This window comes from Pseudomonas sp. B20 (genome assembly GCF_020515755.1).
Taxonomy (GTDB): domain Bacteria; phylum Pseudomonadota; class Gammaproteobacteria; order Pseudomonadales; family Pseudomonadaceae; genus Aquipseudomonas; species Aquipseudomonas syringae.
In genome coordinates this window covers 26546-52576 of record NZ_JAHPJG010000029.1, presented here as the reverse complement: position 1 = coordinate 52576, position 26031 = coordinate 26546, and the positions used below count along the sequence as shown (strand labels likewise).

Below are 26031 nucleotides of genomic sequence, written 5' to 3'. Positions count from 1 at the left end.
GTGCCGTCTAAGGTTTATCTTTTGGCTGGATTATTCCAGTCTCGTTTTCATCCGCAATGCCCGATCAGGAATCTTGAAATGAACAAACGCATGTTGGCTTGGATGTTTTGTCTGGCGGCTCCTTTGGCTCAGGCGCAGATGCTGCAACCGGGGTTGTGGGAGCTGACGTCCAGCAATATGAAAGTGGACGGGCAGCAGCTGCCGGACATGCAGTTGATGCTGGGGCAACTGCAGAATCTGCCGCCCGAGCAGCGTGCGATGATGGAACAGATGATGAAAAAGCAAGGCGTCACCTTGGGCGGCAAAGGTGTGAGGGCTTGCCTGACTCAGGCGCAGGTGCAGTCGGACGACATTCCGCTGACTGACCCGGCCTCCGGATGTACGCAAAAGATTACTGCGCGCAACGGCAAGACCTGGAATTTCCAGTTCAGCTGCCCGAAAGCCAAGGGTACAGGGCAGGCGCAGTTCCTGAGTGATCGCGAGTTCACCACCAATGTTGTGGGTACATTCAATGCCACCGGTCAGCAACAGAACGGCAGCATGGACACCCGCGCCGTGTGGCTGGGGCCACAATGTGGCAACGTCGCCCCGCGTACCTGATCAAATTCATGGAGTTATGTTCCACGTGGAACACGCTGCGCAGAGGTGATGATTTTTTGTCGCCTCTGACAGCGTTTCAGATGACTTAATCTTCATGAAGGGCCTCATCTTTCGTCCGTAACTGCATGTTATATTGTTACTAATGATGTGGATGAACCCTTCGTGAGCCGGGATGCTCAATTTGCTCTTTGAGACGTTCCATGCACCGACGCCAAGTGTTGCTCAACATGCTGCTGGCCAGCGCGGCCCTGACGTTGCCGTTGGGTGCCTTCGCCACGCAGATTCGTAACGCCCGCCTTTGGCGTACCAACGACAAGCTGCGACTGGTCCTCGATCTGAGCGGCCCGGTGCAATACAAGACCTTCACCCTGACAGCCCCCGACCGCCTGATCATCGACGTCAGCGGTTCGCGGCTGACCGGCGACTTCAGTCAGTTGGCGCTGGACCGTACCGTCATAAAATCGATTCGTTCCGGGCACTACGGCCAGGGTGACGACACACGCATCGTGCTGGACCTCACCGCACCGGTACAGCTCAACAGTTTCCTGCTCGGCCCGGAAGGCGGGCAGGGGCATCGGCTGGTGCTGGACATGAGTTCCACGGCCCATGCGCCTGTGCAGATGGCTGAGTTGCCGCCGCCGGTGCCTGTGCCGATCCCGACCAGCAAGGCGCACACCGGACGCGACATCATGGTGGTAGTCGATGCCGGCCATGGCGGCAAGGATCCTGGCGCCGTGGGTTCGCGGGGTGAGCGCGAAAAAGATGTGGTGCTGTCCATCGCTCAGTTGCTGGCCAGACGCTTGAAGCGCGAGAAGGGCTTCGATGTACGTCTGGTGCGCAACGATGACTTTTTCGTACCGCTGCGCAAGCGCGTCGAGTTCGCGCACAAGTCAAACGCCGACATGTTCATTTCCGTGCACGCCGATGCTGCGCCTCGTCTGACGGCATCGGGTGCGTCGGTGTTCGCTCTTTCCGAAGGCGGTGCAACGTCGGCAACGGCGCGCTTCATGGCTCAGCGGGAAAACGGCGCGGACCTGCTGGGTGCCACGTCGCTGCTCAATCTGAAGGACAAGGACCCGATGCTTGCCGGGGTGATTCTCGACATGTCGATGAATGCCACCATTGCAGCCAGTCTGCAATTGGGCCACACCGTGCTGGGCAGTCTCGAAGGCATCACCACGCTGCATCAGAAGCGTGTTGAACAGGCCGGGTTCGCCGTTCTCAAATCACCGGATGTACCGTCGATTCTGGTTGAAACCGGCTTCATCTCCAACAGCCGCGACAGCCAGCGTCTGGTTACTGCGCGTCATCAACAAGCCGTTGCCGATGGTCTGTTCGATGGCCTGCAGCGCTATTTCCAGCGTAACCCGCCAGTGGACTCGCACATGGCCTGGCTGCAGGCGCAGAAGCAGGAACGGCCGGTCTGACCGGCTCAGCGGCAGCCGTTCAAGCGGCTGCAGGTGATCTTGCTGCGCGTGCCGCTTGAGCTGGATACCCGAGTGATTGTCGTCCAGCCCACACGCTGCACAGTGCCTACCCAAGCCTCGCCATCAGACGCCAGCCCGGTAAAAAACGTCAACTGGCCATAGCGACTGTTGGTCTGCGCCCAGCGGCGCTTGTCGAGTACCTCGTAACCCTTCAACCAGGTCGTTGATCCGGCGGTGGCCACGCTGTAGCTATTGCCGTGCACATCGTTGCACGCCAGCAGCGTCGCACTGCGCGTGCAGGTGGCGAGATCGGCGGAGGGTCTTGGTGATGCAGCCAGCAAATGCGCGCTGATCAGCATCGCCATCAAGCCTGTCGAAACCCTTCTCATGAAGATCCCTTCAGCAAGGCCATAGCTATTTATGGTTGTTATACTATAACATCCTATTGTGATTAGAGTTGGCTGCCAGAGGGATTCGTCGCAGCCGACATGAACAAGGTTCAAACCTTGCAGCTGCCTGGAGAATCCTGATGGCAAATCTTCTACCCGTTACCGTCCTGTCCGGTTTTCTCGGGGCCGGAAAAAGCACTTTACTCAATTATGTGCTGCGCAACCGCGAAAACCTGCGGGTTGCGGTGATCGTCAATGACATGAGCGAGATCAACATCGACGGCAGCGAAGTTCAGCGTGATGTCAGACTGAACCGTGCCGAAGAAAAGCTGATCGAGATGAGCAATGGCTGCATTTGCTGCACCCTGCGCGAGGATCTGCTCGAAGAGGTCAGCCGTCTGGCTCAGGACGGTCGTTTTGATTACTTATTGATCGAATCCACAGGCATCTCCGAGCCGTTGCCCGTGGCTGAAACCTTCACCTTCCGCGACGAGGCCGGCAAAAGCCTGATGGACCTGGCGCGCCTGGACACCATGGTCACCGTGGTCGATGGCGTGAACTTCCTGCTCGATTATGAAGCGGCAGACGGCTTGTCCACACGCGGTGAAACCATGGGTGAAGACGATGATCGCTCGATTACCGACCTGCTGATCGAGCAGATCGAGTTTGCCGACGTCATCCTGCTCAGCAAGATCGACCTGATCAGCTCCAGTGAGCGTGAAGAGCTGATGGCGATCCTCAAGCGCCTCAACCCGGAGGCCGAGATCGTACCGATGGTGATGGGCCAGGTGCCGTTGGCGACGATTCTCAACACCGGGCGCTTTGACTTCCAGCGCGCTTCCCAGGCACCGGGCTGGCTCAAGGAAATGCGCGGCGAACACATGCCGGAAACCGAAGAGTATGGCATTGCATCAACCGCCTATCGTGCTCGTCGACCGTTCCATCCGGAGCGCTTTTTCGATTTCATCAATCGTCCCTGGAGCAACGGCAAGCTGCTGCGCTCCAAAGGCTTCTTCTGGCTGGCCAGTAAATACAAGGATGCGGGCAGCTGGTCGCAGGCAGGCGGCTTGATGCGCCATGGCTTTGCCGGGCGCTGGTGGCGTTTCGTGAACCGCGACAGCTGGCCCGAGGACAAGGAGAGCGTCAAGTCCATTCTGGAGAACTGGACGACTGAAACCGGCGACTGTCGGCAGGAGCTGGTGTTCATCGGCCAGAACATTGATTTTGCGCGGCTGACCGCCGAGCTGGACAACTGCCTGCTCACTGATGCGGAGATGGAGGCGGGCGTCGAGCGTTGGCGTGCGCTGGCCGATCCGTTTGGCGATTGGCATGAAGAGGTGGCTGCCTGATGCTGGCTTATCGTTTTAAACCTGAAACCGCAGTCCGACAGGCGCAGGGCGATACACCCGATGTGTTGGGCGATATTCTGCAGGACGGCGTCAACCTGGCGCTCTGGCAGCGTCAACTGCCTGCGCACATAGAAGACTTCGGTGCCTTGCTGCTGTCGATGGGTGAGCCTTTAGCCGAGTCCATGACCCTGGAGGTGCAGGGCGGCGAGGTCGAGCCTGACCTGAGCGCGCTTGCATCGGGCTATTCCGACCTGCTGGGCTATCAGGGATTCATTGCCGACGTTTCCTGGCTGGTCGGCGCCTATGCCTGTCTGCTAGGTGCCGAATGCGTTGGTCTGCGCCTGCGGGTGCTCGACAAGGCCATGTGCCCGCGCTTCCATGTCGACCACGTGCCGGTGCGTCTTATCACCACTTACGGCGGGGTTGGCAGTCAATGGCTGCATGAAGGGGTGATGGACCGCAAACAACTGGGGCGTCTGGACGCCGAGCCGACGGATGCTGCCCATATCCAGCAGATCAACAGTGGTGAAGTGGCGCTGCTCAAGGGCGAGCGCTGGCACGGCAATGAGGGTTTCGGCCTGATCCATCGCTCGCCGCAATTGCTGCGCAACGAGCGCAGGTTGATTCTGACGCTGGACTGGCTGGCGTGATGCTCAGTCAGGCGTTATCCACTGCCCCTTGCTCTGGCCTTCGCAAAAGGGCTTGAGGTACAGCGCGTCACCGGCGACGCCGTAATAGTGGATGTGCTCGCGATACGGCATATTGGCAACCTGCGCATTGCGGCAGACGCCGAACGCGCCTGCCGGGCACTGTTGCGAATAGGTGGTCTCGGTCTTCTGCCCGGCGAGCTGCGGCTGGCAGAAGCTGTCGTGAAACAGGTTTGCCGGGATGTTGATATTTTCCTGGCAGACCTTCACGTCGAGCCTTTCGGCCTGGCTGTGGACCAGACACGCTTCGGCCCACGCCGAGCTGGAAGACACTGTCAGCAGCATCAACGCCAGGCCGGCAGACAGCCGCATTACTTGCATCGTTATCCTTCCTTGCTCTTCAATGAACAACGCATTCGCCAAAAGTGATCTCATGCTGCAGAACATACCGACGCATGTCATCGGTGGCCCGCTGGGCGCCGGCAAGACCAGCCTGATCAAGCGCCTGCTGGCGCAGAAACCTGCCCATGAGCGCTGGGCCATATTGATCAACGAGTTCGGGCAGATCGGCCTGGACGCCGCGTTGCTGACTACGGATGCCGATGGTATCGCACTTGGCGAAGTGGCTGGCGGCTGCCTGTGTTGCGTCAATGGCGTGCCATTCCAGATCGGCCTGGGGCGTTTGTTGCGCAAGGCGCGGCCGGACCGTCTGTTGATCGAGCCTTCGGGTCTGGGCCATCCCGCGCAACTGATGACGCAATTGCGCGAAGCGCCTTGGCGCGGCGTGCTGGATGTCCAGCCCGGCGTGGTGGTGCTGGACGCGCAGGCAATGCTCGCCGGACAACCGTTGCCGGGTACTCAGCAGGAAGCCCTGGCGCATGCCGGGCTGGTGGTCATGAACAAGTCCGAGCAGCTGGATGACGTGGCTCGCCAGGCATTGACCGAACAGTTGCTGCCGCACGCCTTGATCTGGACCCGACACGGCGAGCTGCCCCTGAGCCGTGTGCCGGGGTTTGCCAGCGGCACCGCTGTGGATAAACAGGCTGTGGATAAGCTGATGCTGCCCAACGGCGTCGGCCACTTGCCCGCGCTATGGACCGACCCGAAGGTGCCGATCTGTCTGAGTCAGGTGAGTGCTGAAGGCTGGAGCATCGGTTGGCGCTGGCATCCCTCGCAGCGCTTCGATCTGCAGCGCATCCTGCACTGGCTGGAAAGCCTTGATTGGCGGCGGGCGAAGATGGTTATCCACAGCGAGGGCGGCTGGTATTCCGGCAACGTGGTCGACGGGGCTCCGCTGGCCTGGCAAATCAGCGAATGGCGTCAGGACTCACGCCTGGAGTTGATCTTTTCCACTGCGCAGGATGTGGATAAGTTGCAGGCGCAGATGCTGGAGTGTCTGGCGTGACAGGTGTCAGTTGATAGCTGAGGGCAGGACGCAGAGCGTCCGGGACGGCATGCCAACGCGGAGCATTGGCACGATGGTCAGTCGGGCTTACGCATGGACATGAGCGCTGAATCGCGGCAACAAGAGGCGTGCGCGGCTACTGCTTCCATTTCTGATGCGATTGACGCCATTCGCTCATCTGAATAACTTCAGCGCTGGGCGGTGGTGTTTTGATTTCAAACGGGTAGGGTGCCAGTTCGATTTGCGCAGTGTGCGCGCCGAACATCGTGATCGTGCCAGGGTGACGTTGCTCGCCGGTCACCGTGAACTCGAAGCCATACACGCGGGCCAGGCGTTTGCGGCCCTGAGCGTCGCGGGCGAAGGTCAGGCGGCGCAGCGCCACCGCGTCATCCAGCAGTTGCAGCTCAAGGCGTTCGCAGTGCTGCTTGACGCGTGCCAGCGCCTTTTCGCGCAGACCATGGGCGTGCCACCACCAGGCCGCGGCGCTCGCGAACAGCATCAGCACGAAGATGTTTCCCAGGGTCAGCATGACGGAGTGCTCCAGCGTAGGAGTCGTCAGCTTAACTGTCCTGAGTGATTTACAGCCATACTGCGCGACTTATATTTCTCATTATTGCATTTGCATCGTGTTCAGGATTCCGCCCCCCATGAAACGTACGCCTCATTTGCTCGCTATCCAGTCCCATGTGGTATTCGGCCACGCCGGCAACAGCGCAGCGGTGTTCCCGATGCAGCGTATCGGGGTCAACGTCTGGCCGCTCAACACGGTCCAGTTCTCCAACCACACGCAATATAAGCAGTGGACCGGCGAAGTGCTGGCTCCGCAGCAGATTCCTGCGCTGATCGACGGGATTGCCGCCATCGGCGAGCTGGGCAACTGCGATGCGGTGCTGTCGGGGTATCTGGGCAGTGCGGCGCAGGGCAGGGCGATTCTCACGGGCGTGGCACGCATCAAGGCGGCCAATCCGAAAGCGCTGTACCTCTGCGACCCGGTGATGGGCCATCCTGAAAAAGGCTGCATCGTTGCGCCCGAAGTCAGTGATTTCCTGCTGCAGGAAGCGGCGGCCATGGCGGACTTCATGTGCCCCAATCAACTGGAGCTGGACAGCTTCTCGGGGCGCAAGCCCGAATCACTGCACGACTGCCTGGCGATGGCGCGGGCCTTGCTGGCGCGTGGTCCCAAGGCGATTGTGGTGAAACACCTCGATTACCCCGGCAAGGCCGCCGATGGTTTTGAAATGCTGCTGGTCACTGCCGAGGCCAGCTGGCATCTGCGCCGCCCGTTATTGGCATTTCCGCGTCAGCCGGTCGGCGTGGGTGATCTGACCTCCGGGTTGTTTCTGTCGCGTGTGCTGCTCGGCGACGATCTGGTTGCAGCGTTCGAGTTCGCTGCGGCCGCCGTCCACGAGGTGCTGCTGGAAACCCAGGCCTGTGGCAGCTATGAGCTGGAACTGGTGCGCGCTCAGGATCGCATCGCGCACCCACGGGTAAAGTTCGAAGCCGTGCGTTTGTAATAGATCTGCTATCAAAGGCTCGGGCATCGATGCCCGAGCCTGGTAATTACAACGCTTCTTCCTTGATGTCCTGATAACGCTTTTCTAGTTCCTGACGAATCTGGCGGCGTTGCTGCGCCTGGATGAAACGTCGCTTGGCATCGGCCGATTCGGGCTCCAGGGGCGGGACGCTGGCGGGCTTGCGATTGTCGTCCACGGCAACCATGGTGAAGAAGCAGCTGTTGGAATGACGTACCGAGCGCTCGCGGATATTTTCGGTGACCACCTTGATGCCCACCTCCATGGAGGTGTTGCCGGTGTAATTGACCGAGGCGAGAAAGGTCACCAGTTCACCGACATGCACCGGCTCACGGAAAATCACCTGGTCTACCGACAGCGTCACCACGTAGCGTCCGGCGTAGCGGCTGGCACATGCGTAGGCCACTTCGTCCAGGTACTTGAGCAGCGTGCCGCCGTGTACGTTGCCAGAGAAGTTGGCCATGTCCGGGGTCATCAATACAGTCATCGACAGCTGGGCGTTTCCGGGTTCCATAGCGTACTCACACGGTCAAGGTGTTCAAGGGGCGCCTATGCTGGCGCTCAAGGGGCTTGCGACAGTTATCGGGACGCTGGCCAGCAGGCGGCCGTCACGCGTCATAACTATCTGTTTCCATATATTGCACCGCCTTTATGTCGAAGGGGGCGGTGTTAACCTGCAAAAACCTGTGGATCGGGTTTTTTCCTACGTCTTTATCGGATTTTAGTGACGAAAAGGATAGCTGTCGCCCTGAAGGGCACGGCGATATCGGCTTGCAACGTCATCATCACAAGGAGCTTCGCCATCATGCATGCCATCAATTTCATTCAGGATCTGGCAGTGATCATGCTGGTGGCCGGTGTGGTGACCATTCTGTTCCATCGCCTCCGGCAGCCGGTCGTACTGGGCTATATCGTTGCCGGGTTCATCATCGGTCCGCACACCCCGCCATTCAGTCTGATCCACGACGAAGACACCATCAAAATTCTGGCCGAACTGGGGGTGATCTTCCTGATGTTCTGCCTCGGGCTGGAGTTCAGCCTGCGCAAGCTGTTCAAGGTCGGTGCCACGGCGTTCATCGCGGCCTTTCTGGAAATTGCCCTGATGATCTGGATCGGTTACGAGATCGGGCAGTTCTTTGGCTGGAAAACCATGGACTCGCTGTTTCTCGGCGCGATTCTGGCGATCTCCTCCACCACCATCATCGTCAAGGCGCTCAACGACCTGAAGATGAAGAACCAGCGCTTTGCCCAGTTGATCTTCGGCGTGTTGATCGTGGAGGACATTCTCGGTATCGGCATCATCGCGCTGTTGTCCGGCATCGCCGTCAGCGGCTCGGTCAGTTCCGGGGAAGTGTTCTCCACCGTCGGCAAGCTGTCGCTGTTCATGATCGTGGCGCTGGTGATCGGCATCCTTGTGGTGCCTCGACTGCTGTCCTATGTCGCCAGATTCGAAAGCAACGAGATGCTGCTGATCACTGTGCTGGGCCTGTGTTTCGGCTTCTGTCTGCTGGTGGTCAAGCTGGAATACAGCATGGTCCTGGGCGCCTTCCTGATCGGCGCGATCATGGCCGAGTCGCGTGAGTTGCTGAAGATCGAGCGCCTGATCGAGCCGGTTCGCGACATGTTCAGCGCGATCTTTTTCGTGGCCATCGGTTTGATGATTGATCCGGGCATCCTGCTGCAATACGCCTGGCCGATCGCCGTCATTACCGTTGCCGTGGTGCTGGGCAAGATGTTGTCCTGCGGCCTGGGCGCCTTTATCGCAGGCAACGATGGCCGTACCTCGCTGCGCGTGGGCATGGGACTGTCACAGATTGGCGAGTTTTCCTTCATCATCGCAGCGTTGGGCATGACCCTGCAGGTCACCAGCGACTTTCTGTACCCGGTGGCAGTCGCCGTATCCGCCATCACCACCCTGCTGACACCGTACCTGATTCGCGGCGCAGACCCGTTGTCGCTCAAGCTGGCGGCGATCATTCCCCGGCGCGTTGCACGGGTGTTCGGCATGTACGGCGAGTGGCTGCGCAGCATTCAGCCGCAAGGCCAGAGTGCAGTGCTGGTCGGGATGATCAGGCGGATTCTCTTGCAGGTCGGCGTCAACCTGGCGCTGGTGATGGCGATCTTTTTCAGCGGTGGCTATTTTGCCGAGCGTCTTGGTGGCTACATGAGCGAATGGGTAGGCGATGTCAGCCACCAGAAAGCCTGGATCTGCGGCGCGGCGCTGCTGCTGTCACTACCGTTTCTGATTGCCGCGTATCGCAAGCTCAAGGCACTGTCGATGCTGCTGGCCGAGATGGGCGTGAAGCCCGAGATGGCGGGCCGTCATACCGTGCGCGTGCGCAAGGTCGTGGCCGAGGTGATTCCACTGTTATCGCTGATGGTGATTTTCGTGATGCTGGCGGCGCTGTCGGCAAGCATTCTGCCGGCCAACGAACTGCTGGTGGTGGTTGCTCTGGTTGCTGCGCTGGTCGCTGCATTGCTGTGGCGCTGGCTGATCCGTGTGCATACCCGGATGCAGATTGCGTTACTGGAAACACTGGGTAACCATCAAGAGAACTCCGGGCACTGAGGCCCGGAGATTCTTGAATACTGCGCAGCAGGGGTGTCTCAGCTTTCCAGCCAGACATCCCGAGCCCAGTGCCAGACCGATTCCCAGCTGTCTTCGGTGACCAGTTCTTCCTCGGCGGACCACAGCAATACAGTGCCGTCTTCCTCGACGCAGTAGTAGTCGTCACCGTCCTGACAGATCGGGATCAGCTCGCGTGGCACGCCCAGATCCCAGGCCGTGGCGGCCACGTCTGGCAGGTAAGTGTGCGACTGCGGGTCGGTCACGGTGACGGGTTCAAGGCTGCCGTACACCACATCGCTGACTGTCAGGAGAAATTCCTTGAAGACAAACGGAATGTTGATGAACAGCTGTTCCTCGATCTCGACCAGTTGGTCTTCGTCAGGCAGCTCAAGCGGAACCGGCACCGGTTCATTTGCTTCACGCAGTTGTTCAATGACTTCTTCCACGACACAGATCCTCTCACTTGATGGCGCGGGTTATACAGTAGCGTAAAGCCTTTCTCAAAATAACTATCCGAACGGATAAACAAAGAACCCCGGATATGTCCGGGGTTCTGAACGCGAGAACGGGTTCTGGTTCAACCGTTCTGGCGAATTCCTGCCACCAGCCAAGGCTGGTTATCGCCTTGCGGACGTTCCATGTTCCAGCTTTCGCTGAACACTTCGCCCTGGTCGAAACGCGACGTCTTGGACACGCCCGAGAACGTCAGCGTGGCGATGGTCTTGTCGGCCCGATCATCCACACCGTCCAGCTGGACCTGAAGGTTTTCGATGAAGGTCGACTGGAAGCCGTCGCCCAGGTCCGCACGTTCCTTTTTCAGGAACTGCAGCATTTGCGGGGTGACGAACTCGGCGATCTTGTCCATCTCGTTGGCGTCCCAGTGCTGCTGCAGCGACTGGAAGTGGCCGCGAGCAGCGTCCAGGAAGCGCTGTTCATTGAACCAGGCAGGTGCATTGATCACTGGCGCAGCGGAGGCCGGGGAAGAGCTGCCGAAGATCGGGTTCTGCGCAGGCTGGCTGGTTTCGCGCTGGTACGGCGGCGCACCGGCAGCGGCCATTTTCGGCTGTTGCTGCTGACGACGACGCGCGATGAAGCGGAAGATCAGAAAGGCAATGAGGCCCATGATCAGGATGTCGAACAGTTGCAGGCCGTTGAAGCCGTCACCCATGAACATCGACGCGAGCAGGCCACCGGCAGCAATACCGGCCAATGGGCCCAGCCAGCGCGAAGCACCGCTTGCCGCAGCGGCAGGACGACCCGCAGCGTTAGGCGCTGCCGCAGGTGTGGAAGGCGCGGCCTGACGTGTCTGATGCGTAGGCGCCGAGCCCATGCTCTTGCCGCCACCGAAGCGCGCGGCGTTCACATCCAGGCTCATGGTGAGCCCGATGCACAGCGCCATCGCGATGCTTAGAAAACGTTGCATAAGGGTATTCCCGTTTTGTGATTGCACGCGCGCCATGTTGCACAGCGGATGGCGACATGACCAGCGCGTTAGTGTTTCGGACTTTTACATAAACAGCGTAGGACTTTTCTACGCGCTTCGTAAGATGTGTACGAGGATTATCGTTCCTCACGCTACGGCGTGGGAACGATAGTCAGGGACGTATGGACAATGATCGACCGGCCTACAACGGTACCAGCTTCGCGTAGCCCATCATCAGCCACTTGCTGCCCTCGGGGAAGTTGACCTGCACCCGGGCCTGGGCGCCAGCGCCTTCGAAGTTGAGGATCACGCCTTCGCCGAATACCGCATGCTGGACGCGCTGGCCCATGGTGAACTCGGTTTCCGGAATGCCGGTGCCGTTGAACAGGCTGCTGCTGTTGAATTTCGGCGTGCCGCCGAACGGACGGTTGACGCTGTTGGACAGCCGGACTTCCTGAATCAGCGCCGGCGGGATTTCGCGTACGAAACGCGAGACCTTGTTGTAGGTTTCGCTGCCGTACAGACGCCGCGTTTCGGCGTAGGTCATCACCAACTGTTTCATGGCCCGGGTGATGCCGACATAGGCCAGGCGCCGTTCCTCTTCAAGACGGCCCGGTTCTTCCAGACTCATCTTGTGCGGGAACAGCCCTTCCTCCATGCCCACCAGGAACACGTGCGGGAATTCCAGGCCCTTGGCGCTGTGCAGGGTCATCAGCTGAATGCTGTCTTCATGCTCCTGTGCCTGGGTGTCGCCCGCTTCCAGCGAGGCATGCCCCAAAAACGCTGCCAGTGGCGTCAGGTCTTCTTCGCTTTCGTGATTCTCGAAAGCACGGGCAGCGCTGACCAGTTCCTCAAGGTTTTCTACCCGCGCCTGACCTTTCTCGCCTTTTTCCTGCTCATGATAGGTAATCAGCCCGGACTGTTCGATCACCGTCTGGGTCATCAGGTGCAGCGGCATTTCCATGACCTTGGCCGCGAGGTTCTCGATCAGCTCGATGAACCCGCCCAAGGCCGTGGCGGCGCGTCCGGTCAGGCCCTTGTTGGCAACCAGCAGGCGCATGGCTTCCCACATGGACACATCGGCATGACGCGCATGCTCGCGAATCGCTTCGACGGTCTTTTCACCGATGCCGCGCGCCGGAACGTTGATCACCCGCTCCAGTGCCGCATCGTTGCCACGGCCTTCCAGCAAGCGCATGTAGGCCATCGCGTTCTTGATTTCGGCACGTTCGAAGAAGCGCTGTCCGCCGTAAATGCGGTACGGAATACGCTCACGCAGCAGGGCTTCTTCAAGCACCCGCGACTGGGCGTTGGAGCGGTACAGAATGGCGATGTCGTTGCGCGAAATACCGGTTTTCAGCGCGCTCTCGATGGTCTCGACCACGTAACGCGCTTCATCGTGCTCGTTGAACGCGGCGTACAGATTGATCAGCTCGCCATCGCCGACGTCGGTCCACAATTCCTTGCCCAGGCGACCACTGTTATTGATGATCAAGCCGTTGGCGGCCTTGAGGATGCTCGCCGTGGAGCGGTAGTTCTGCTCCAGGCGGATGACTTCGGTGTCCGGGAAGTCCGAGGAATACTGGTGGATGTTCTCGATCTTCGCGCCGCGCCAGCCGTAAATGGACTGATCGTCGTCGCCGACCACCATCAGGCTGTCGCCCCCCTGGGCGAGCAGGCGCAGCCAGGCGTACTGCACGGCGTTGGTGTCCTGGAACTCGTCCACCAGAACGTGGCGGAAGCGGCGCTGATAATGCGCCAGCAAGCCCGGGTTATCGCGCCACAGGTCGAGTGCGCGCAGCAGCAGTTCGGAGAAGTCGATGACGCCGGCCCGCTGGCAGGCGATCTCATAAGCTTCGTAGACGCTTTTCATGGTGGTCAGGAACAGATCGCCGCTGGCCTGAATATGTTTCGGGCGCAGGCCTTCGTCTTTCTGACCATTGATGAACCACTGGGCCTGACGTGCAGGCCAGCGTTGTTCGTCCAGACCCAGCTCGCGCATCACGCGCTTTACCAGACGCTGCTGGTCATCGCTGTCGAGAATCTGGAAGGTCTGTACCAGCCCGGCTTCCTGCCAGTGCGCACGCAGCAGGCGATGGGCCAGGCCGTGGAAGGTGCCCACCCACATGCCAGCCGGGCTGATGCCCATCAGCTGCTCGATACGGTGGCGCATTTCGGCAGCCGCCTTGTTGGTGAACGTCACCGACAGGACCGAGTGCGGGGAGGCTTGCTCGACCTGCATCAGCCATGCGATGCGATGCACCAGCACACGGGTTTTGCCGGAGCCAGCACCAGCCAGGACCAACTGACGACCCAGAGAGGCGGCTACGGCCTGACGTTGGGCATCGTTGAGGGAATTCAGAAGAAGAGAGAGATCATCGCGCATCAGCGCATTCTAGGGTGCCGCGCGATGACGGGCAAACCATGCTTTGCGTCAGCCAATAAAAATAGCGGAGGCGCTGACGACCGGTCGTCGCCTGTTGTCGGGCGCGAATGCGTTGCGTCTACCTTTATGGGTGAACAGGCAGGGTCTGACTGGCGAATGGGCCTAATGTAGGATTATTCCCACAATTGCCGCAGATAACGCCCGCACGGCACGTTCCAGCTTCGTTTAACTGGGCGGCTGGCGGGTCATGTAGTATAACTACAAGAAAGCTACAACCAGCCCATCTCTTCTTTTGCCGAGTCTGCCCCTTGAATCTGCTGCAACACATCGCCCAGTCACGTAATTTGCTGCGCAAATCGGAGCTCAAGGTAGCCGACCATGTGCTGCTCGACCCTGCGGCCGTGATGCACAGTTCCATGGCAGACCTGGCGCACAGCGTCGGTATCAGCGAGCCGACCATCGTGCGTTTCTGTCGCGCCATCGGCTGCACCGGGTTTCAGGACCTCAAGCTCAAGCTGGCGCAGAGCCTTGCAGCGGGCGCAAGTTTTGGGCAGTTCGCGATTCACGAAGACGATTCGGTCGCCGACTACAGCCTGAAGATCTTCGACACTACGCTGCACACGCTCATGGAAGTGCGCGAAAACCTCGACCCCCATTCTTTGCAGCTGGCAGTTACGGCCATGGCCGGCGCCAACCGGGTCGAGTTCTACGGGTTTGGCGCGTCCGGCGCAGTAGCCGCCGATGCGCAGCACAAGTTCTTTCGTTTGCTGCTGACCGCTGCGGCGTATTCCGATCCGCACATGCAGGCGATGTCAGCTGTCACGCTCAAGCCGACGGATGTCGCGGTGTGCATTTCGCAGTCAGGCCGTTCGAAGGATTTGCTGATCACCGCCAATCTGGTTCGCGAGAGCGGCGCGACGCTGATCACGCTGTGCCCCAGCCAGACGCCACTTGCCGAGCTGTCTTCGGTCAACCTGGCCATCGACGTGCACGAAGACACCGAAATCTACACGCCGCTGACCTCGCGCATCGCACACCTGGTGGTCATTGATGTGCTGGCAATGGGCGTCGCCATGGCGCGCGGCCCCGGTCTGGTCAACCACCTCAAGAGCGTCAAACGCAGCCTGCGCGGCTTGCGCCTGTCGCCGAAGTCGATCAAGACCCACGAAGACTGACACCGGTTTGTATTTGAACGGCGGCGTCAAAACGCCCGCCAAACACCCTGTGGCACTTGGCAGGCGTCCATAGAGGCTACGTTATTCAGCAGCGAACATCGGAACTTCTACGGTATCGATGGACGCCAGCAACTCGTCCTTGTAGTAGATGCTGATACCCGTGATGTCAGCGCCACTTGGCTGGGTATAAGCAACTGCTTTCTCGGTCAGTACCTGCAAGCCAATGCCCTGGGTTTCGACCATCAGATCCAGACTCAGATGGTTGAAGGCTGCTGGCCTGGCGCTTTTGACGAGCACTGGAACCGAATTTGTCTGAGGAACGGTTACGGTCCCGAAGACTTGAAGAGTGCTGACGCGGCTGTCGCGGGCCTGCCAGTTTTTGCTTTCGATAGTCATTGTTTGGCTCCTTGCCATAACTTCATTGATTGAATGAATTGCGTCCTGCGGGGCCAGTTTCCATGAAGGGGGCGACGTTGATGCGGTAAATATATATTTCCCGCATGTCCAGGCAGGCCGTCACGTTTCAAAATTTAACCAAGCTGTCATGTGTCCGCCGCCTGATTGTCATTGCCCCGCTCCATTCTGGTGCTCCCACAAAACGTATTGGGAGACAGGACATGGCTCGGCATTACGATGATTTACCTACCAGCACCGTGAAAACCCGCCGTCAGCAGGAAGATCAGCGTCGCATGGAGTTTCGTCGGGCAATTGAAAGCTACAGCGAGGCACGTCAGCTCAATCAGGAGTTGTGTGACTACATGGATGGCATGGATAACGCCGTCTGGCAGACGATCAAGTTGCCCGCGGTCGACCGTCGAAACGCTCGACAAGCTGGCTGATCTGCGCACGTTCGGTGCGGATGAACGCAAGAAACGCATGTGCCACGGGTGAAAGGCGTTTGTCCCCGGCCTGAGCCACGCACCAGCTTCGATACAGTGGCAACTCCGCCACGGGCAGCTCAACCAGGGCGCCTGTGGCGAGTTCCTGGCAGACTGCGTGTCGGGTCAGCATCGCCAGGCCCAGCCCGGCTACCACGCATTCACGTTGTGCTTCGCTGGAGGACACTTCCAGCGTCTGCGTGAAGTGCACGCGCTTCTCCTTGAAAAACTCCTCGCAGGCCCGACGCGTGCCCGATCCTGTTTCCCGGGTCAGCAACGGCCATGGCTCCAGATCTTGCAGGTTCAGCGTCGCGCGGCTGCTCAGCGGATGGTCAGGCGGCGCTACGGCGACAATCGGGTTATTCAGGAACGGCAAGAACTCCAGGCCCATGTCCAGTGGCACTGCCGACATCACCACTAGATCATCGCGGTTATCCGCCAGGCGTCTGATGACTTGCGCGCGATTGACCACCATCAGGCTCAGGCTGACTTCCGGGTGCTGGCGCTTGAAGGCGGCGAACAGGTGAGGGATGAAGTACTTGCAGCTCGACTCGACGGCCAGCTTCAACTGGCCTTGCAGCGAGCCCTGCATGTCGGAAAGCTGCATGTCGAGGCTTTCCAGGCGCCCGAAAATATCCCGGCTGGCCTGCTGCAGTGCTTGCGCCGCTTCGGTCAGGTAGAGCTTTTTGCTGACGTATTCGAACAGCGGCTGGCCGATCAGCTCTTCGAGCTGGCGAATCTGCAGGCTGACAGCGGGTTGTGTCAGCGACATCTCTTCGGCCGCGCGGCTGTATGAGCGCAGGTCGCACACTTCATTGAAAATGCGCAGCTGACGCAATGTCATACGCATCAATGACTTACGCATTTATAACGGCTCCGCGATCCGACTGAAGCGCCAACTATAAGCTTTTACTTATGCACCTCCCAACTTTTACTCATTTTTGTTAATCCTCGATTGGGCATAGGGTGGCCCTGCGACATTCAGTCACATACACGGTTACAAGTGTGGGTCGAGGGAAACGCCAGTGATAACAAAAATTCTGATCGCCAACCGCGGGGAGATTGCCGTTCGCATCGTGCGTGCATGCGCCGAGATGGGCATTCGCTCGGTGGCGATCTTTTCCGAAGCGGACCGGCATGCCTTGCATGTCAAACGTGCCGACGAAGCCTACAGCATTGGTGCCGAACCTCTGGCGGGTTACCTGAACCCGCGTAAATTGGTGAATCTGGCAGTGGAAACCGGCTGCGATGCGCTGCATCCCGGTTATGGCTTTCTTTCCGAGAATGCCGAACTGGCCGATATCTGTGCCGAGCGAGGGATCAAATTCATCGGTCCCTCCGCAGAAGTGATTCGCCGCATGGGGGACAAGACCGAGGCCCGGCGCAGCATGGTCAAGGCCGGTGTGCCGGTCACGCCCGGCACCGAAGGCAACGTGGCAGATATCGACGAGGCGCTGGCCGAGGGCGAGCGTATCGGTTACCCGGTGATGCTCAAGGCCACCTCCGGGGGCGGGGGACGGGGTATCCGTCGCTGCAACAGCCGCGAAGAACTCGAGCAGGCCTTCCCGCGCGTGATTTCCGAAGCGACCAAGGCCTTCGGCTCGGCAGAAGTCTTTCTTGAGAAGTGCATCGTCAATCCCAAGCACATTGAAGCGCAGATTTTGGGCGACAGTTTCGGCAACGTGGTGCATCTGTTCGAGCGCGACTGTTCGATTCAGCGACGCAACCAGAAGCTCATCGAAATCGCTCCCAGCCCGCAGTTGACCCCCGAACAGCGCGCCTACATCGGCGATCTGTCGGTACGTGCGGCCAAGGCAGTCGGTTACGAGAACGCTGGCACCGTGGAGTTTCTGCTCGCCGAGGGCGAGGTGTACTTCATGGAGATGAACACCCGGGTGCAGGTCGAGCACACGATCACCGAAGAAATCACCGGCATTGATATCGTTCGCGAGCAGATCCGTATCGCCTCCGGTCTGCCGTTGTCGGTCAAGCAGGAAGACATCATCCATCGCGGTTTTGCCCTGCAGTTCCGGATCAACGCCGAGGACCCGAAGAACAACTTCCTGCCCAGCTTCGGCAAGATCACTCGTTATTACGCGCCCGGTGGGCCTGGCGTGCGCACCGACACAGCGATTTATACCGGCTACACCATTCCGCCGTTCTATGACTCGATGTGCCTGAAGCTGATTGTCTGGGCGTTGACCTGGGAAGAGGCCATGGACCGCGGCCTGCGTGCGCTCGATGACATGCGCCTGCAAGGGGTCAAGACCACGGCTGCCTATTACCAGGAAATCCTCCGCAACCCGGAGTTTCGCAGCGGTGAGTTCAACACCAGCTTTGTCGAGAGCCACCCCGAGCTGACCAATTATTCGATCAAACGCAAACCCGAAGAGCTGGCCCTGGCCATCGCCGCCGCCATTGCCGCCCATGCAGGCTTATGAATAAGCAGCTGCAAGTTTCAAGCTACAAGCTGCAAGTAAAAGCCGAGTCGCTCTTACTTGAAGCTTGCAGCTGACAACTTGCAGCTCGAAAGGACTACCCATGACCAAGAAGATCTTTGTAACCGATACCATCCTGCGTGACGCTCACCAATCGTTGCTGGCGACGCGCATGCGTACCGAAGACATGCTGCCGATCTGCGACAAGCTCGACCAGGTCGGCTACTGGTCGCTGGAAGTCTGGGGCGGCGCTACCTTCGATGCCTGCGTGCGTTTTCTCAAGGAAGACCCGTGGGAACGTCTGCGCCAGCTGCGTGCGGCCTTGCCCAATACCCGGTTGCAGATGCTTCTGCGTGGCCAGAACCTGCTGGGCTATCGGCATTACAGCGATGACGTAGTCAAGGCGTTCGTCGCCAAGGCGGCGGTCAACGGTATTGATGTGTTCCGTATTTTCGATGCCATGAACGACGTGCGTAACCTGCGGGTCGCCATCGAGGCGGTGAAAGCGGCGGGCAAACACGCGCAGGGCACCATCGCTTACACCACCAGCCCGGTGCATACCATCGAGGCCTTCGTGGCGCAGGCCCGGCAGATGGAAGCCATGGGCTGTGACTCGGTGGCGATCAAAGACATGGCCGGCCTGTTGACGCCTTATGCCACGGGTGAGCTGGTCAAGGCGCTGAAGGCCGAGCAGTCGTTGCCGGTGTTCATCCACTCGCATGACACGGCCGGCCTGGCCGCCATGTGTCAGCTCAAGGCGATCGAAAGCGGCGCTGACCATATCGACACGGCGATCTCCAGCTTTGCTTGGGGCACCAGCCATCCGGGCACCGAATCGATGGTGGCCGCGCTCAAGGGCAGCGAGTTCGACACCGGCCTGGACCTGGAGCTGCTGCAGGAAATCGGTCTGTATTTCTACGCGGTGCGTAAGAAATACCATCAGTTCGAAAGCGAATTTACTGCAGTCGACACGCGGGTACAGGTTAATCAGGTGCCTGGCGGGATGATTTCCAACCTGGCCAATCAGTTGAAGGAGCAGGGCGCACTCAACCGCATGAGCGAAGTGCTGGCTGAAATTCCGCGCGTGCGCAAAGACCTCGGCTATCCGCCGCTGGTAACCCCGACTTCGCAGATCGTCGGTACTCAGGCGTTCTTCAATGTGTTGGCCGGGGAGCGTTACAAAACCATCACCAATGAAGTGAAGCTTTATCTGCAAGGCGGCTACGGCAAGGCGCCGGGTCTGGTGGATGAAAAACTGCGTCGTCAGGCGATCGGCAATGAAGAACTGATCGATGTTCGTCCGGCCGACCTGCTCAAGCCGGAGATGACCAGGCTACGGGCCGATATCGGCGCGCTGGCCAAGTCCGAAGAGGACGTGCTGACGTTTGCCATGTTCCCGGACATTGGCCGCAAGTTCCTCGAGGAGCGTGCAGCCGGGACACTGGCGCCGGAAGTGCTGCTGCCGATTCCCGAAGCCGGAAGCGTGGCGAAGGCAGGCGGTGAGGGCGTACCGACCGAGTTCGTTATTGATGTGCACGGCGAAACCTATCGGGTCGACATCACCGGTGTGGGCGTCAAGGCCGAGGGCAAGCGCCACTTCTACCTGACCATAGACGGCATGCCGGAAGAGGTGGTGTTCGAGCCGCTCAACGAATTCGTCGGCGGCGGGGCCAGCAAACGCAAGCAAGCCCACGCACCGGGCGACGTCAGCACCACCATGCCCGGCAACATCGTCGATGTGCTGGTCAAGGAGGGCGATGTGGTCAAGGCCGGTCAGGCAGTGCTGATCACTGAAGCGATGAAAATGGAGACCGAAGTTCAGGCGTCGGTCGCAGGCAAGGTCGTCGCCATCCACGTCGCCAAGGGCGACCGCGTCAATCCGGGCGAAGTGCTGATCGAGATCGAAGGTTGAGCTGACACCTGCGCATCCTCCAAAGGTTTACCTCAGGGAAGCACTCGTGGCTTCCCTTTTTTTATCCTGTGCAGGCGCGGCCAGTGGTCACGACTATCGTTCCGCACGCTCCAGCGTGGGAATGCCGTTCTCGACGCTCTGCGTCGCACGATGGTGGTTATTCGGACGTCATACTGATCCAGCGTCGCCTGGCCCATTTGTTCACCGAAACGCCTCAAGCCCCTTGATCTGTTGCCCTTCTTTGAAGTTATCCACAGCCAGCCAGCGTTCAAAGGCGTTCTGCCGCTCAGGCCATTCGCTGTCGAGCATCGAATACCACTCGGTATCCCGGCTCTGGCCTTTGACCACCATGTGCTGGCGGAAGGTGCCTTCGTAGCTGAAGCCGAATCGCTCGGCAGCGCGTTTGGAGCGGGCGTTGTTGGCATTGCACTTCCACTCCAGGCGGCGATAGCCCAGTGCGAAAATCTCTCTGGCCAGCAGGTAAATGGCTTCGGTGCCTTTGGGCGTGCGTTGCATGGCCGCGCTGAAGGTCACATGACCTATCTCGATACGCCCATGGGCAGCGACGATCGACATCAGGCTGATGAGGCCTTCGGCCTTATCGGTCTGCTGATCGACCACGGTGTAAAACCACGGATCGGTGGCCGCCTGATGCCCGGCCAGCCATCTATCGAAGGCGCTACGGTCGCTGAACGGCCCGTAGGGAAGATAATCCCACAGCTTCGGGTCCGCATTCGGGCCCTCGAGTGCCGCCCACAGGTCATCGGCGTGACGCGCGGCATCGAGTTTTTCCAGACGAATGAAACGGCCTGTCAGTGTATGGGCCGTGGGCATTGCAGCGGCTTGCCAGTCCAGCAGGGTGTCGGACATCAGTCACTTCCTGTTTCAGAGTGCTTTACGAAATTGTATGAGGCCGGGCCGTTCGGCGATTCGCTCGTACAACTGAATGGCCGTGGCGTTGGTTTCGTGGGTCAGCCAGTGCACCTTGTCGCAACCGTCTGCCTTGGCCGTGGCGTAGACAAACTCGATCAGTTGCCTGCCGATGCCTGTTCCGCGTTGTTCGGGGGCGACGATCAGATCTTGCAGGTAGCAGGCGTTGTTGATGCTCCAGTTGGAGCGATGGTAGATGAAATTCACCATGCCCACTGCCTCGTCACCCAGCCATGCGAGCGCCGAGTGAGTCGGTTCGTTCGCGTCCACAAGGCGTTGCCAGGTGATGGCGCTGACGCCTTCGGCCAGCTCGGTGTTGTAGAAGCGCAGATAGGCCTGCCACAGAGGCAGCCACGCGTGATGATCGTCGACGGTAACGGGGCGAATCTGCACATCGGTCATGAGTTGCTCCCTTCGCTCATCAAGCGAGCGACGTGTTGGTCATTTGCATCCTGGCTTGCGGCGAGGCCGTCGCGCACACCGGCCATGTCCGCAGCGCTGCGATTCTGACTGAGTTTACGTTTGCCCTGCAGCCGCTGCACCGGAATGGCGAACCCGACAATCGCTCCGAGCATTTTTGCGATGTAGTCCGCCGGCGCATCGTCAATGGACCAGGGTTGCGCCCGGTCGGATTCGTGGCGATGGGTCAGGTCAGCCAGCAACTGATGCAATTGTGCAGCATCGGTAAAAACCTCGGCCTGCCCATAAGCATGCACGGCCACATAATTCCACGTCGGTACGACCTTGCCGTGCTCCCTCTTGCTCGGATAGAACGACGGGCTCACGTAGGCATCGCCGCCAGGAAAAATCACCAGTGCTTCGGCGCCGGCGCTCAATTGCTGCCACTGCGGATTGGCTTTGGCCAGATGCCCGTAAAGCGTGCCATACGAACCTTCATCGCGGCGCAACAGCAGTGGCAGGTGGGTGGCTTGCAATCCTTCTGCGCCGTGCGTGACCAGAATCGCCAGGCGCGTCTGCTCCATCTGCTCGTGCAGGCTCGGTGTGTCGTTGTTCTTGAAAGCGGCAGGGATGTACATGAGGAATGTCCTTGGCTGATAACAGGATCGTAGGCAAGGCATTGGTCTGATGTAAGATCCATTTTTGATCGTTTTAACAGGGCCAATGCATGCCTGATCTCAGTGTCGCGTTTCCGTCCACACTCACCGGTATCGCGCTGGACCCGAATCAGGGTCTGAGCAAGCAGCTTTATGGCCTGTTGCGCCAGCAGGTCCTCGATGGGCGTCTGAGCAGTGGCACGCGCCTGCCAGCCAGTCGCGATTTGGCGCATTCACTGGGCATCTCCCGTAACAGCGTGATCCGGGCCTACGACCAGCTGTATGCCGAGGGTTTCATCGAGGGACGTGTCGGCGACGGTACGTATGTGGCGCAGCTCTCTGAACCAGGCGCTGCGCCTCGGCGGATCAGCCGCGAAAAACTATCCACCAACTTACCCACAGGTGTATCCACAGGGTTACGCACAGGTTTGTCCACAATCGCGGCTGAAATGCTGTCAGATTCCTCCTGTGAAGTTATCCACAACCCGACACGCGCGCTGCTCGAAAAACATCATCTGCATGAGCCTCCGACGGGTCGTCCGCGAGCCTTTCGGGTAGGCGTTCCAGCGTTCGATCTGTTCCCCTTTGCCTTGTGGGGCAAGCTGTATGCCGCTTTTTGGCGCAAGCCTAACCTTGCTCAGCTCGGTTATGGGTCGGCGGCGGGAGACTCGCGGTTACGTGAGCTGATTGCAGTCTACCTGCGCTCATCGCGTGGGCTGCATTGCAGTGCTGAGCAAATTGTGATCACCAGTGGCGCACAGCATGCGATCAGCCTTTGTGCACAGTTGCTTCTTGCCCCGGGCGAGGGCGTTGCCGTGGAGAATCCGGGGTATCGGGCGGCCGGTCATGCGTTTGCACTGGCAGGTGCTCGATTGCACGGGGTTGCTGTGGATAACGACGGCATGCGTTGTGCCGACCTTGAGCAGGCAGACTGCCGGCTGGCCTATGTGACGCCTTCACACCAATACCCGACCGGCGTGGTGATGAGCCTGGCGCGGCGTCTGGAATTGCTGGCCTGGGCCGAGAAACACCAGGGCTGGATTGTCGAGGATGATTACGACGGTGAGTATCGCTACAGCGGTTCACCGTTGGCGCCCCTGGCTGCGCTCGACCGCAACGCGCGCGTGCTCTACGTCGGCACGTTCGGCAAAATCGCCTTTCCGGCGCTGCGCCTCGGGTACCTGGTTTTGCCAGAGCCACTGGTGCCGGTGTTCAGCCAGCGCAAGGCCGTGGACATGCGTCATACCGAGATAGGGGTTCAGGCGGTCATGGCGCAATTCATTGCGTCGGGTCATTTCCAGCGACACATACGTCGCATGCGCCGCGCGGCGCTCAGTCGGCGCGATGTGCTGCTGGATAACTGGCCGGCCGATATTCCGGGGTGCGCGGCAATGCCCAGAGTGGTTGCCGGGCTGCATGTCATGGTCAAGGTCGACAGCGTGGCGCGTGAGCAGGCGCTGATTGCCAAGGCCAATGGTGTCGGGGTCGAAATGAATGCCCTGAGTGATTACTGGCTGCCTGATTCCACTGAGCCTGTGGATAACCGCGCCGGGCTGGTGCTGGGGTTTGCCGCAGTGCCCGAGGACGAGATGGTCGAGGCATTGAACAGGCTGCGCGAGGTCTGGTCCGAGTAGTCCCGTTGGCAGGCGTATAATCTGCGCTTTCTGTTACCTGTCCTTGAGATACCCATGAACAACTCTCTTACTGCAACACCCGGACGCAAGTTCGGCGCGCCGCTGGCCGCGCTGTTCCTGCTGCTGATGGGCGCCCAGTTTTTGCTGCTCAGTGTCGGCACCCGCCAGGTAATGCTGTGGATCGTCGGCGCGGCGTTGGGCGTAACGCTGTATCACGCGGCATTTGGTTTCACCTCGGCGTGGCGGGTGTTCATCCGCGAGCGGCGCGGTGCTGGCCTGCGCGCGCAAATGGTCATGCTGGCGGTCGCCGTGGTGCTGTTTTTCCCGGCATTGGGTGCGGGCACGCTGTTTGGCCAGCCAGTCACTGGTCTGGTTGCCCCGGTCGGGATTTCGGTCGTCGTCGGCGCGTTCATTTTCGGCATCGGCATGCAGCTGGGTGGCGGCTGTGCGTCCGGTACATTGTTCACTGCCGGTGGTGGCAATGCGCGGATGCTGGTGACGCTGCTGTTTTTCATCCTCGGCTCACTGATTGCCACCCATCACGTCGACTGGTGGTTTGCCCTGCCTTCGTTCCCGGCGGTGTCGGTGGTCAAGACCTTCGGCGTGCTGCCTGCGCTGCTGGTCAATCTGGCGCTGTTTGGCTTGATCGCGCTGGTGACCGTCAAGCTCGAAAAGCGCCGTCATGGCCAGCTTGAAGCGCCGCCAGTCACGGATCATCGCGGCCTGAGTCGCGTGCTGCGCGGGCCGTGGGTTCTGGTCTGGGGCGCTGTCGCGCTGGCGCTGCTCAATTACGCAACGCTGGCGTTGGCCGGTCGTCCGTGGGGCATCACCTCGGCGTTCGCGCTGTGGGGCGCGAAAGCGGCCAGCGGGCTGGGCGTGGACGTCGGCAGTTGGGTGTTCTGGCAAAGCGCTGCGAACGCCAAGGCGCTGGCGGCTCCGGTGTGGGAAGACATCACCAGTGTGATGGACATCGGCATCATGCTCGGTGCCTTGCTGGCGGCAGGTCTGGCACGTCGTTTTGCACCCAGCCTCGATATCCCCACGCGCTCGCTGGTGGCGGCGGTCATCGGCGGCTTGCTGCTGGGCTACGGCTCGCGCCTGGCCTACGGCTGCAACATCGGTGCGTACTTCAGCGGCATTGCCTCCGGCAGCCTGCACGGCTGGCTGTGGCTGATAGCGGCCTACGCCGGCAACGTCGTTGGTGTCCGCCTGCGGCCGATTTTCTTCACCGGCGAGCGTCCTCAGGTGGCTCTTAATGGCTGCTGAAAACGTCTGAAACCCCGAGATAAGCGGGCCGCTTGCGAACCAACTGCCGGTTTCGTATTCAAAGGCCATGCGGTAACTGTGCGTATGCGGTTCGCTTATTTTTCGATGGGGTGGTTCTTTTGCAGCAAACGATCATTTCGAAAATCCGTTTTCTCGGCAAGACCATCGGCTATGTAGGATGGTCGCTTTTCTGGCTGTTGATCTGGGACGTGATTGTCACGGTCGACTTCATGCTCTACCTGGAGCGCAAGATCACCTTGCCGTCCATGCCGTTGACCCTGCTGGGCTCGGCGCTGGTGGTGCTGACCAGCTTCCGCAACTCAAGTGCCTATAACCGCTGGTGGGAAGCCCGGACGCTATGGGGCGCGCTGGTCAACAGTTCACGCAGCTTCGCTCGGCAAGTGCTGACGCTGGTCGAGGATGACGACGGGATCAACCCGGTCAAGGCCACGCTGTTGCGCCGCCATGTCGCGTATGTGAAGTGCCTGTCTGCGCACCTGAAGGGCGCCAAGTGTGGTGATGAGGTTCAGATGCTGATTCCTCGCGAGGAATTCGAACGTCGTCACGACACCAATAACTTCCCTAACGACCTGCTCAATACGTCGGCTGCGCTATTGGCCAAGGAGTATCAGGCCGGGCGGCTGGACAGCATTCGTCTGGCGCGTCTGGAGTCGACCATGGTGGATATCTCCAATTGCCAGGGCGGCATGGAGCGTATTGCCAATACACCGTTGCCTTATCCGTACGTGGCCTTTCCGCGCCTGTTCATCACGCTGTTCTGCCTGATCGTACCGATTGGTCTGGTGGAGACCCTTGGCTGGTTCACGCCTCTGGCGTCGACAGTGGTGGGTTTCATGCTGTTGGCGATCGAGAAGATCGGTACTGACCTGCAGAGCCCGTTCCGTGCCAGTGAACATGAGATTCAGATGACGGCGTTGTGCGAAAACATCGAGCGCAATCTGGATTCGATGCTCAGGGGCGCGCAGGAGGAATGCAAGGCTTCATGAAGGGGTGAG

General features: G+C 59.8%; 26 protein-coding genes. 14 read left to right on the top strand and 12 right to left on the bottom strand.

Annotated elements, in window-relative coordinates; translation table 11 throughout:
- Positions 1-78 precede the first annotated feature (78 nt).
- Both LIX91_RS23580 and LIX91_RS23575 read left to right on the top strand, forming a co-directional pair.
- Positions 79-600 (top strand): DUF3617 domain-containing protein, encoded by a 522-nt coding sequence (locus LIX91_RS23580; RefSeq protein WP_003316040.1) that lies wholly within the window; start codon positions 79-81, stop codon positions 598-600.
- A gap of 200 nt (positions 601-800) precedes the next feature.
- Positions 801-2027 carry an N-acetylmuramoyl-L-alanine amidase gene (locus LIX91_RS23575; RefSeq protein WP_226489272.1) on the top strand — a complete coding sequence of 409 codons (1227 nt, stop codon included), beginning with the start codon at positions 801-803 and terminating at the stop codon, positions 2025-2027.
- Positions 2028-2032: 5 nt separating this feature from the next.
- Here the strand turns inward: LIX91_RS23575 and LIX91_RS23570 are convergent, their stop codons facing one another.
- Positions 2033-2416 carry a glutamine synthetase gene (locus tag LIX91_RS23570; protein WP_226489271.1) on the bottom strand — a complete coding sequence of 128 codons (384 nt, stop codon included), beginning with the start codon at positions 2414-2416 and terminating at the stop codon, positions 2033-2035.
- A gap of 140 nt (positions 2417-2556) precedes the next feature.
- On the opposite strand from LIX91_RS23570, the gene zigA reads away from it, so the two are divergent.
- Together zigA and LIX91_RS23560 are read left to right on the top strand one after the other, a co-directional pair.
- On the top strand, positions 2557-3765 hold the full coding sequence (gene zigA, locus LIX91_RS23565; protein ID WP_226489270.1) for a zinc metallochaperone GTPase ZigA: 1209 nt from the start codon (positions 2557-2559) through the stop codon (positions 3763-3765).
- Positions 3765-4415, top strand: a complete 651-nt coding sequence (locus LIX91_RS23560; RefSeq protein ID WP_024660269.1) for a DUF1826 domain-containing protein — start codon at positions 3765-3767, stop codon at positions 4413-4415. Before zigA ends, LIX91_RS23560 begins: the two co-directional genes overlap by 1 nt.
- Before the next feature lie 3 nt (positions 4416-4418).
- Here the strand turns inward: LIX91_RS23560 and LIX91_RS23555 are convergent, their stop codons facing one another.
- Entirely contained in the window at positions 4419-4793 is a 375-nt protein-coding gene (locus LIX91_RS23555) for an NADH:ubiquinone oxidoreductase (RefSeq protein ID WP_226489269.1), read from the bottom strand.
- A 52-nt stretch (positions 4794-4845) separates the two neighbouring features.
- Between LIX91_RS23555 and LIX91_RS23550 the strand changes: the two genes are divergently transcribed.
- The gene (locus LIX91_RS23550; protein WP_226489268.1) at positions 4846-5817 is read left to right on the top strand and encodes a CobW family GTP-binding protein; all 972 of its coding nucleotides are present in this window, start codon (positions 4846-4848) and stop codon (positions 5815-5817) included.
- 136 nt (positions 5818-5953) lie between these two features.
- Here the strand turns inward: LIX91_RS23550 and LIX91_RS23545 are convergent, their stop codons facing one another.
- Positions 5954-6346 (bottom strand): DUF3301 domain-containing protein, encoded by a 393-nt coding sequence (locus LIX91_RS23545; protein WP_003316050.1) that lies wholly within the window; start codon positions 6344-6346, stop codon positions 5954-5956.
- A 118-nt stretch (positions 6347-6464) separates the two neighbouring features.
- Between LIX91_RS23545 and pdxY the strand changes: the two genes are divergently transcribed.
- On the top strand, positions 6465-7331 hold the full coding sequence (pdxY, locus tag LIX91_RS23540) for a pyridoxal kinase PdxY (RefSeq protein WP_003340274.1): 867 nt from the start codon (positions 6465-6467) through the stop codon (positions 7329-7331).
- A 46-nt stretch (positions 7332-7377) separates the two neighbouring features.
- Here the strand turns inward: pdxY and LIX91_RS23535 are convergent, their stop codons facing one another.
- Positions 7378-7863: an acyl-CoA thioesterase gene (locus LIX91_RS23535; RefSeq protein WP_003316052.1), complete on the bottom strand. Its 486-nt coding sequence runs from the start codon at positions 7861-7863 to the stop codon at positions 7378-7380.
- Positions 7864-8154: 291 nt separating this feature from the next.
- Here LIX91_RS23535 and LIX91_RS23530 point away from each other — a divergent pair, with 291 nt between their 5' ends.
- Positions 8155-9918: a cation:proton antiporter gene (locus tag LIX91_RS23530; protein ID WP_226489267.1), complete on the top strand. Its 1764-nt coding sequence runs from the start codon at positions 8155-8157 to the stop codon at positions 9916-9918.
- A 38-nt stretch (positions 9919-9956) separates the two neighbouring features.
- On the opposite strand, the gene LIX91_RS23525 is transcribed toward LIX91_RS23530, so the two are convergent.
- From LIX91_RS23525 to uvrD, 3 genes are all read right to left on the bottom strand, one after another.
- The gene (locus LIX91_RS23525) at positions 9957-10364 is read right to left on the bottom strand and encodes an SMI1/KNR4 family protein (RefSeq protein WP_003316056.1); all 408 of its coding nucleotides are present in this window, start codon (positions 10362-10364) and stop codon (positions 9957-9959) included.
- Between the two features lie 131 nt (positions 10365-10495).
- The gene (locus LIX91_RS23520; protein ID WP_046236540.1) at positions 10496-11341 is read right to left on the bottom strand and encodes a Tim44 domain-containing protein; all 846 of its coding nucleotides are present in this window, start codon (positions 11339-11341) and stop codon (positions 10496-10498) included.
- A gap of 202 nt (positions 11342-11543) precedes the next feature.
- Positions 11544-13727 carry a DNA helicase II gene (gene uvrD, locus LIX91_RS23515; protein ID WP_003367943.1) on the bottom strand — a complete coding sequence of 728 codons (2184 nt, stop codon included), beginning with the start codon at positions 13725-13727 and terminating at the stop codon, positions 11544-11546.
- Positions 13728-14035: 308 nt separating this feature from the next.
- Between uvrD and hexR the strand changes: the two genes are divergently transcribed.
- Entirely contained in the window at positions 14036-14902 is an 867-nt protein-coding gene (gene hexR, locus LIX91_RS23510) for a transcriptional regulator HexR (protein ID WP_046237605.1), read from the top strand.
- Between the two features lie 81 nt (positions 14903-14983).
- Here hexR and LIX91_RS23505 read toward each other — a convergent pair whose 3' ends face one another.
- Complete coding sequence (locus tag LIX91_RS23505; RefSeq protein ID WP_046237606.1) at positions 14984-15298, bottom strand: hypothetical protein; 315 nt, start codon at positions 15296-15298, stop codon at positions 14984-14986.
- Positions 15299-15555: 257 nt separating this feature from the next.
- On the opposite strand from LIX91_RS23505, the gene LIX91_RS23500 reads away from it, so the two are divergent.
- Positions 15556-15741, top strand: coding sequence for a PA3496 family putative envelope integrity protein (locus LIX91_RS23500; RefSeq protein ID WP_003316061.1), 186 nt, complete (start codon positions 15556-15558; stop codon positions 15739-15741).
- Here the strand turns inward: LIX91_RS23500 and LIX91_RS23495 are convergent.
- Positions 15695-16645, bottom strand: a complete 951-nt coding sequence (locus tag LIX91_RS23495; protein WP_103696178.1) for a LysR family transcriptional regulator — start codon at positions 16643-16645, stop codon at positions 15695-15697. The two genes, LIX91_RS23500 and LIX91_RS23495, sit on opposite strands and share 47 nt — an antisense overlap.
- Positions 16646-16805: 160 nt before the next feature.
- Here LIX91_RS23495 and LIX91_RS23490 point away from each other — a divergent pair, with 160 nt between their 5' ends.
- Complete coding sequence (locus tag LIX91_RS23490) at positions 16806-18221, top strand: acetyl-CoA carboxylase biotin carboxylase subunit (RefSeq protein WP_226489266.1); 1416 nt, start codon at positions 16806-16808, stop codon at positions 18219-18221.
- A 100-nt stretch (positions 18222-18321) separates the two neighbouring features.
- Positions 18322-20130: a sodium-extruding oxaloacetate decarboxylase subunit alpha gene (gene oadA / locus LIX91_RS23485; RefSeq protein WP_226489265.1), complete on the top strand. Its 1809-nt coding sequence runs from the start codon at positions 18322-18324 to the stop codon at positions 20128-20130.
- A gap of 201 nt (positions 20131-20331) precedes the next feature.
- Here the strand turns inward: oadA and LIX91_RS23480 are convergent, their stop codons facing one another.
- The 3 genes from LIX91_RS23480 to LIX91_RS23470 are packed head-to-tail and all read right to left on the bottom strand — an operon-like array spanning position 20332 to position 22097.
- On the bottom strand, positions 20332-21000 hold the full coding sequence (locus LIX91_RS23480) for a GNAT family N-acetyltransferase (RefSeq protein ID WP_226489264.1): 669 nt from the start codon (positions 20998-21000) through the stop codon (positions 20332-20334).
- Between the two features lie 15 nt (positions 21001-21015).
- On the bottom strand, positions 21016-21462 hold the full coding sequence (locus LIX91_RS23475) for a GNAT family N-acetyltransferase (protein WP_226489263.1): 447 nt from the start codon (positions 21460-21462) through the stop codon (positions 21016-21018).
- Positions 21459-22097: an FMN-binding negative transcriptional regulator gene (locus LIX91_RS23470; protein ID WP_226489262.1), complete on the bottom strand. Its 639-nt coding sequence runs from the start codon at positions 22095-22097 to the stop codon at positions 21459-21461. Before LIX91_RS23470 ends, LIX91_RS23475 begins: the two co-directional genes overlap by 4 nt.
- 89 nt (positions 22098-22186) lie before the next feature.
- Between LIX91_RS23470 and LIX91_RS23465 the strand changes: the two genes are divergently transcribed.
- The 3 genes from LIX91_RS23465 (at position 22187) to LIX91_RS23455 (ending at position 26022) form a co-directional block, all read left to right on the top strand.
- Positions 22187-23749: a PLP-dependent aminotransferase family protein gene (locus LIX91_RS23465; protein WP_226489261.1), complete on the top strand. Its 1563-nt coding sequence runs from the start codon at positions 22187-22189 to the stop codon at positions 23747-23749.
- 54 nt (positions 23750-23803) lie between these two features.
- Complete coding sequence (locus LIX91_RS23460) at positions 23804-25015, top strand: YeeE/YedE family protein (protein ID WP_226489260.1); 1212 nt, start codon at positions 23804-23806, stop codon at positions 25013-25015.
- 119 nt (positions 25016-25134) lie between these two features.
- The gene (locus LIX91_RS23455; protein WP_003316074.1) at positions 25135-26022 is read left to right on the top strand and encodes a bestrophin family protein; all 888 of its coding nucleotides are present in this window, start codon (positions 25135-25137) and stop codon (positions 26020-26022) included.
- Positions 26023-26031 lie beyond the last annotated feature (9 nt).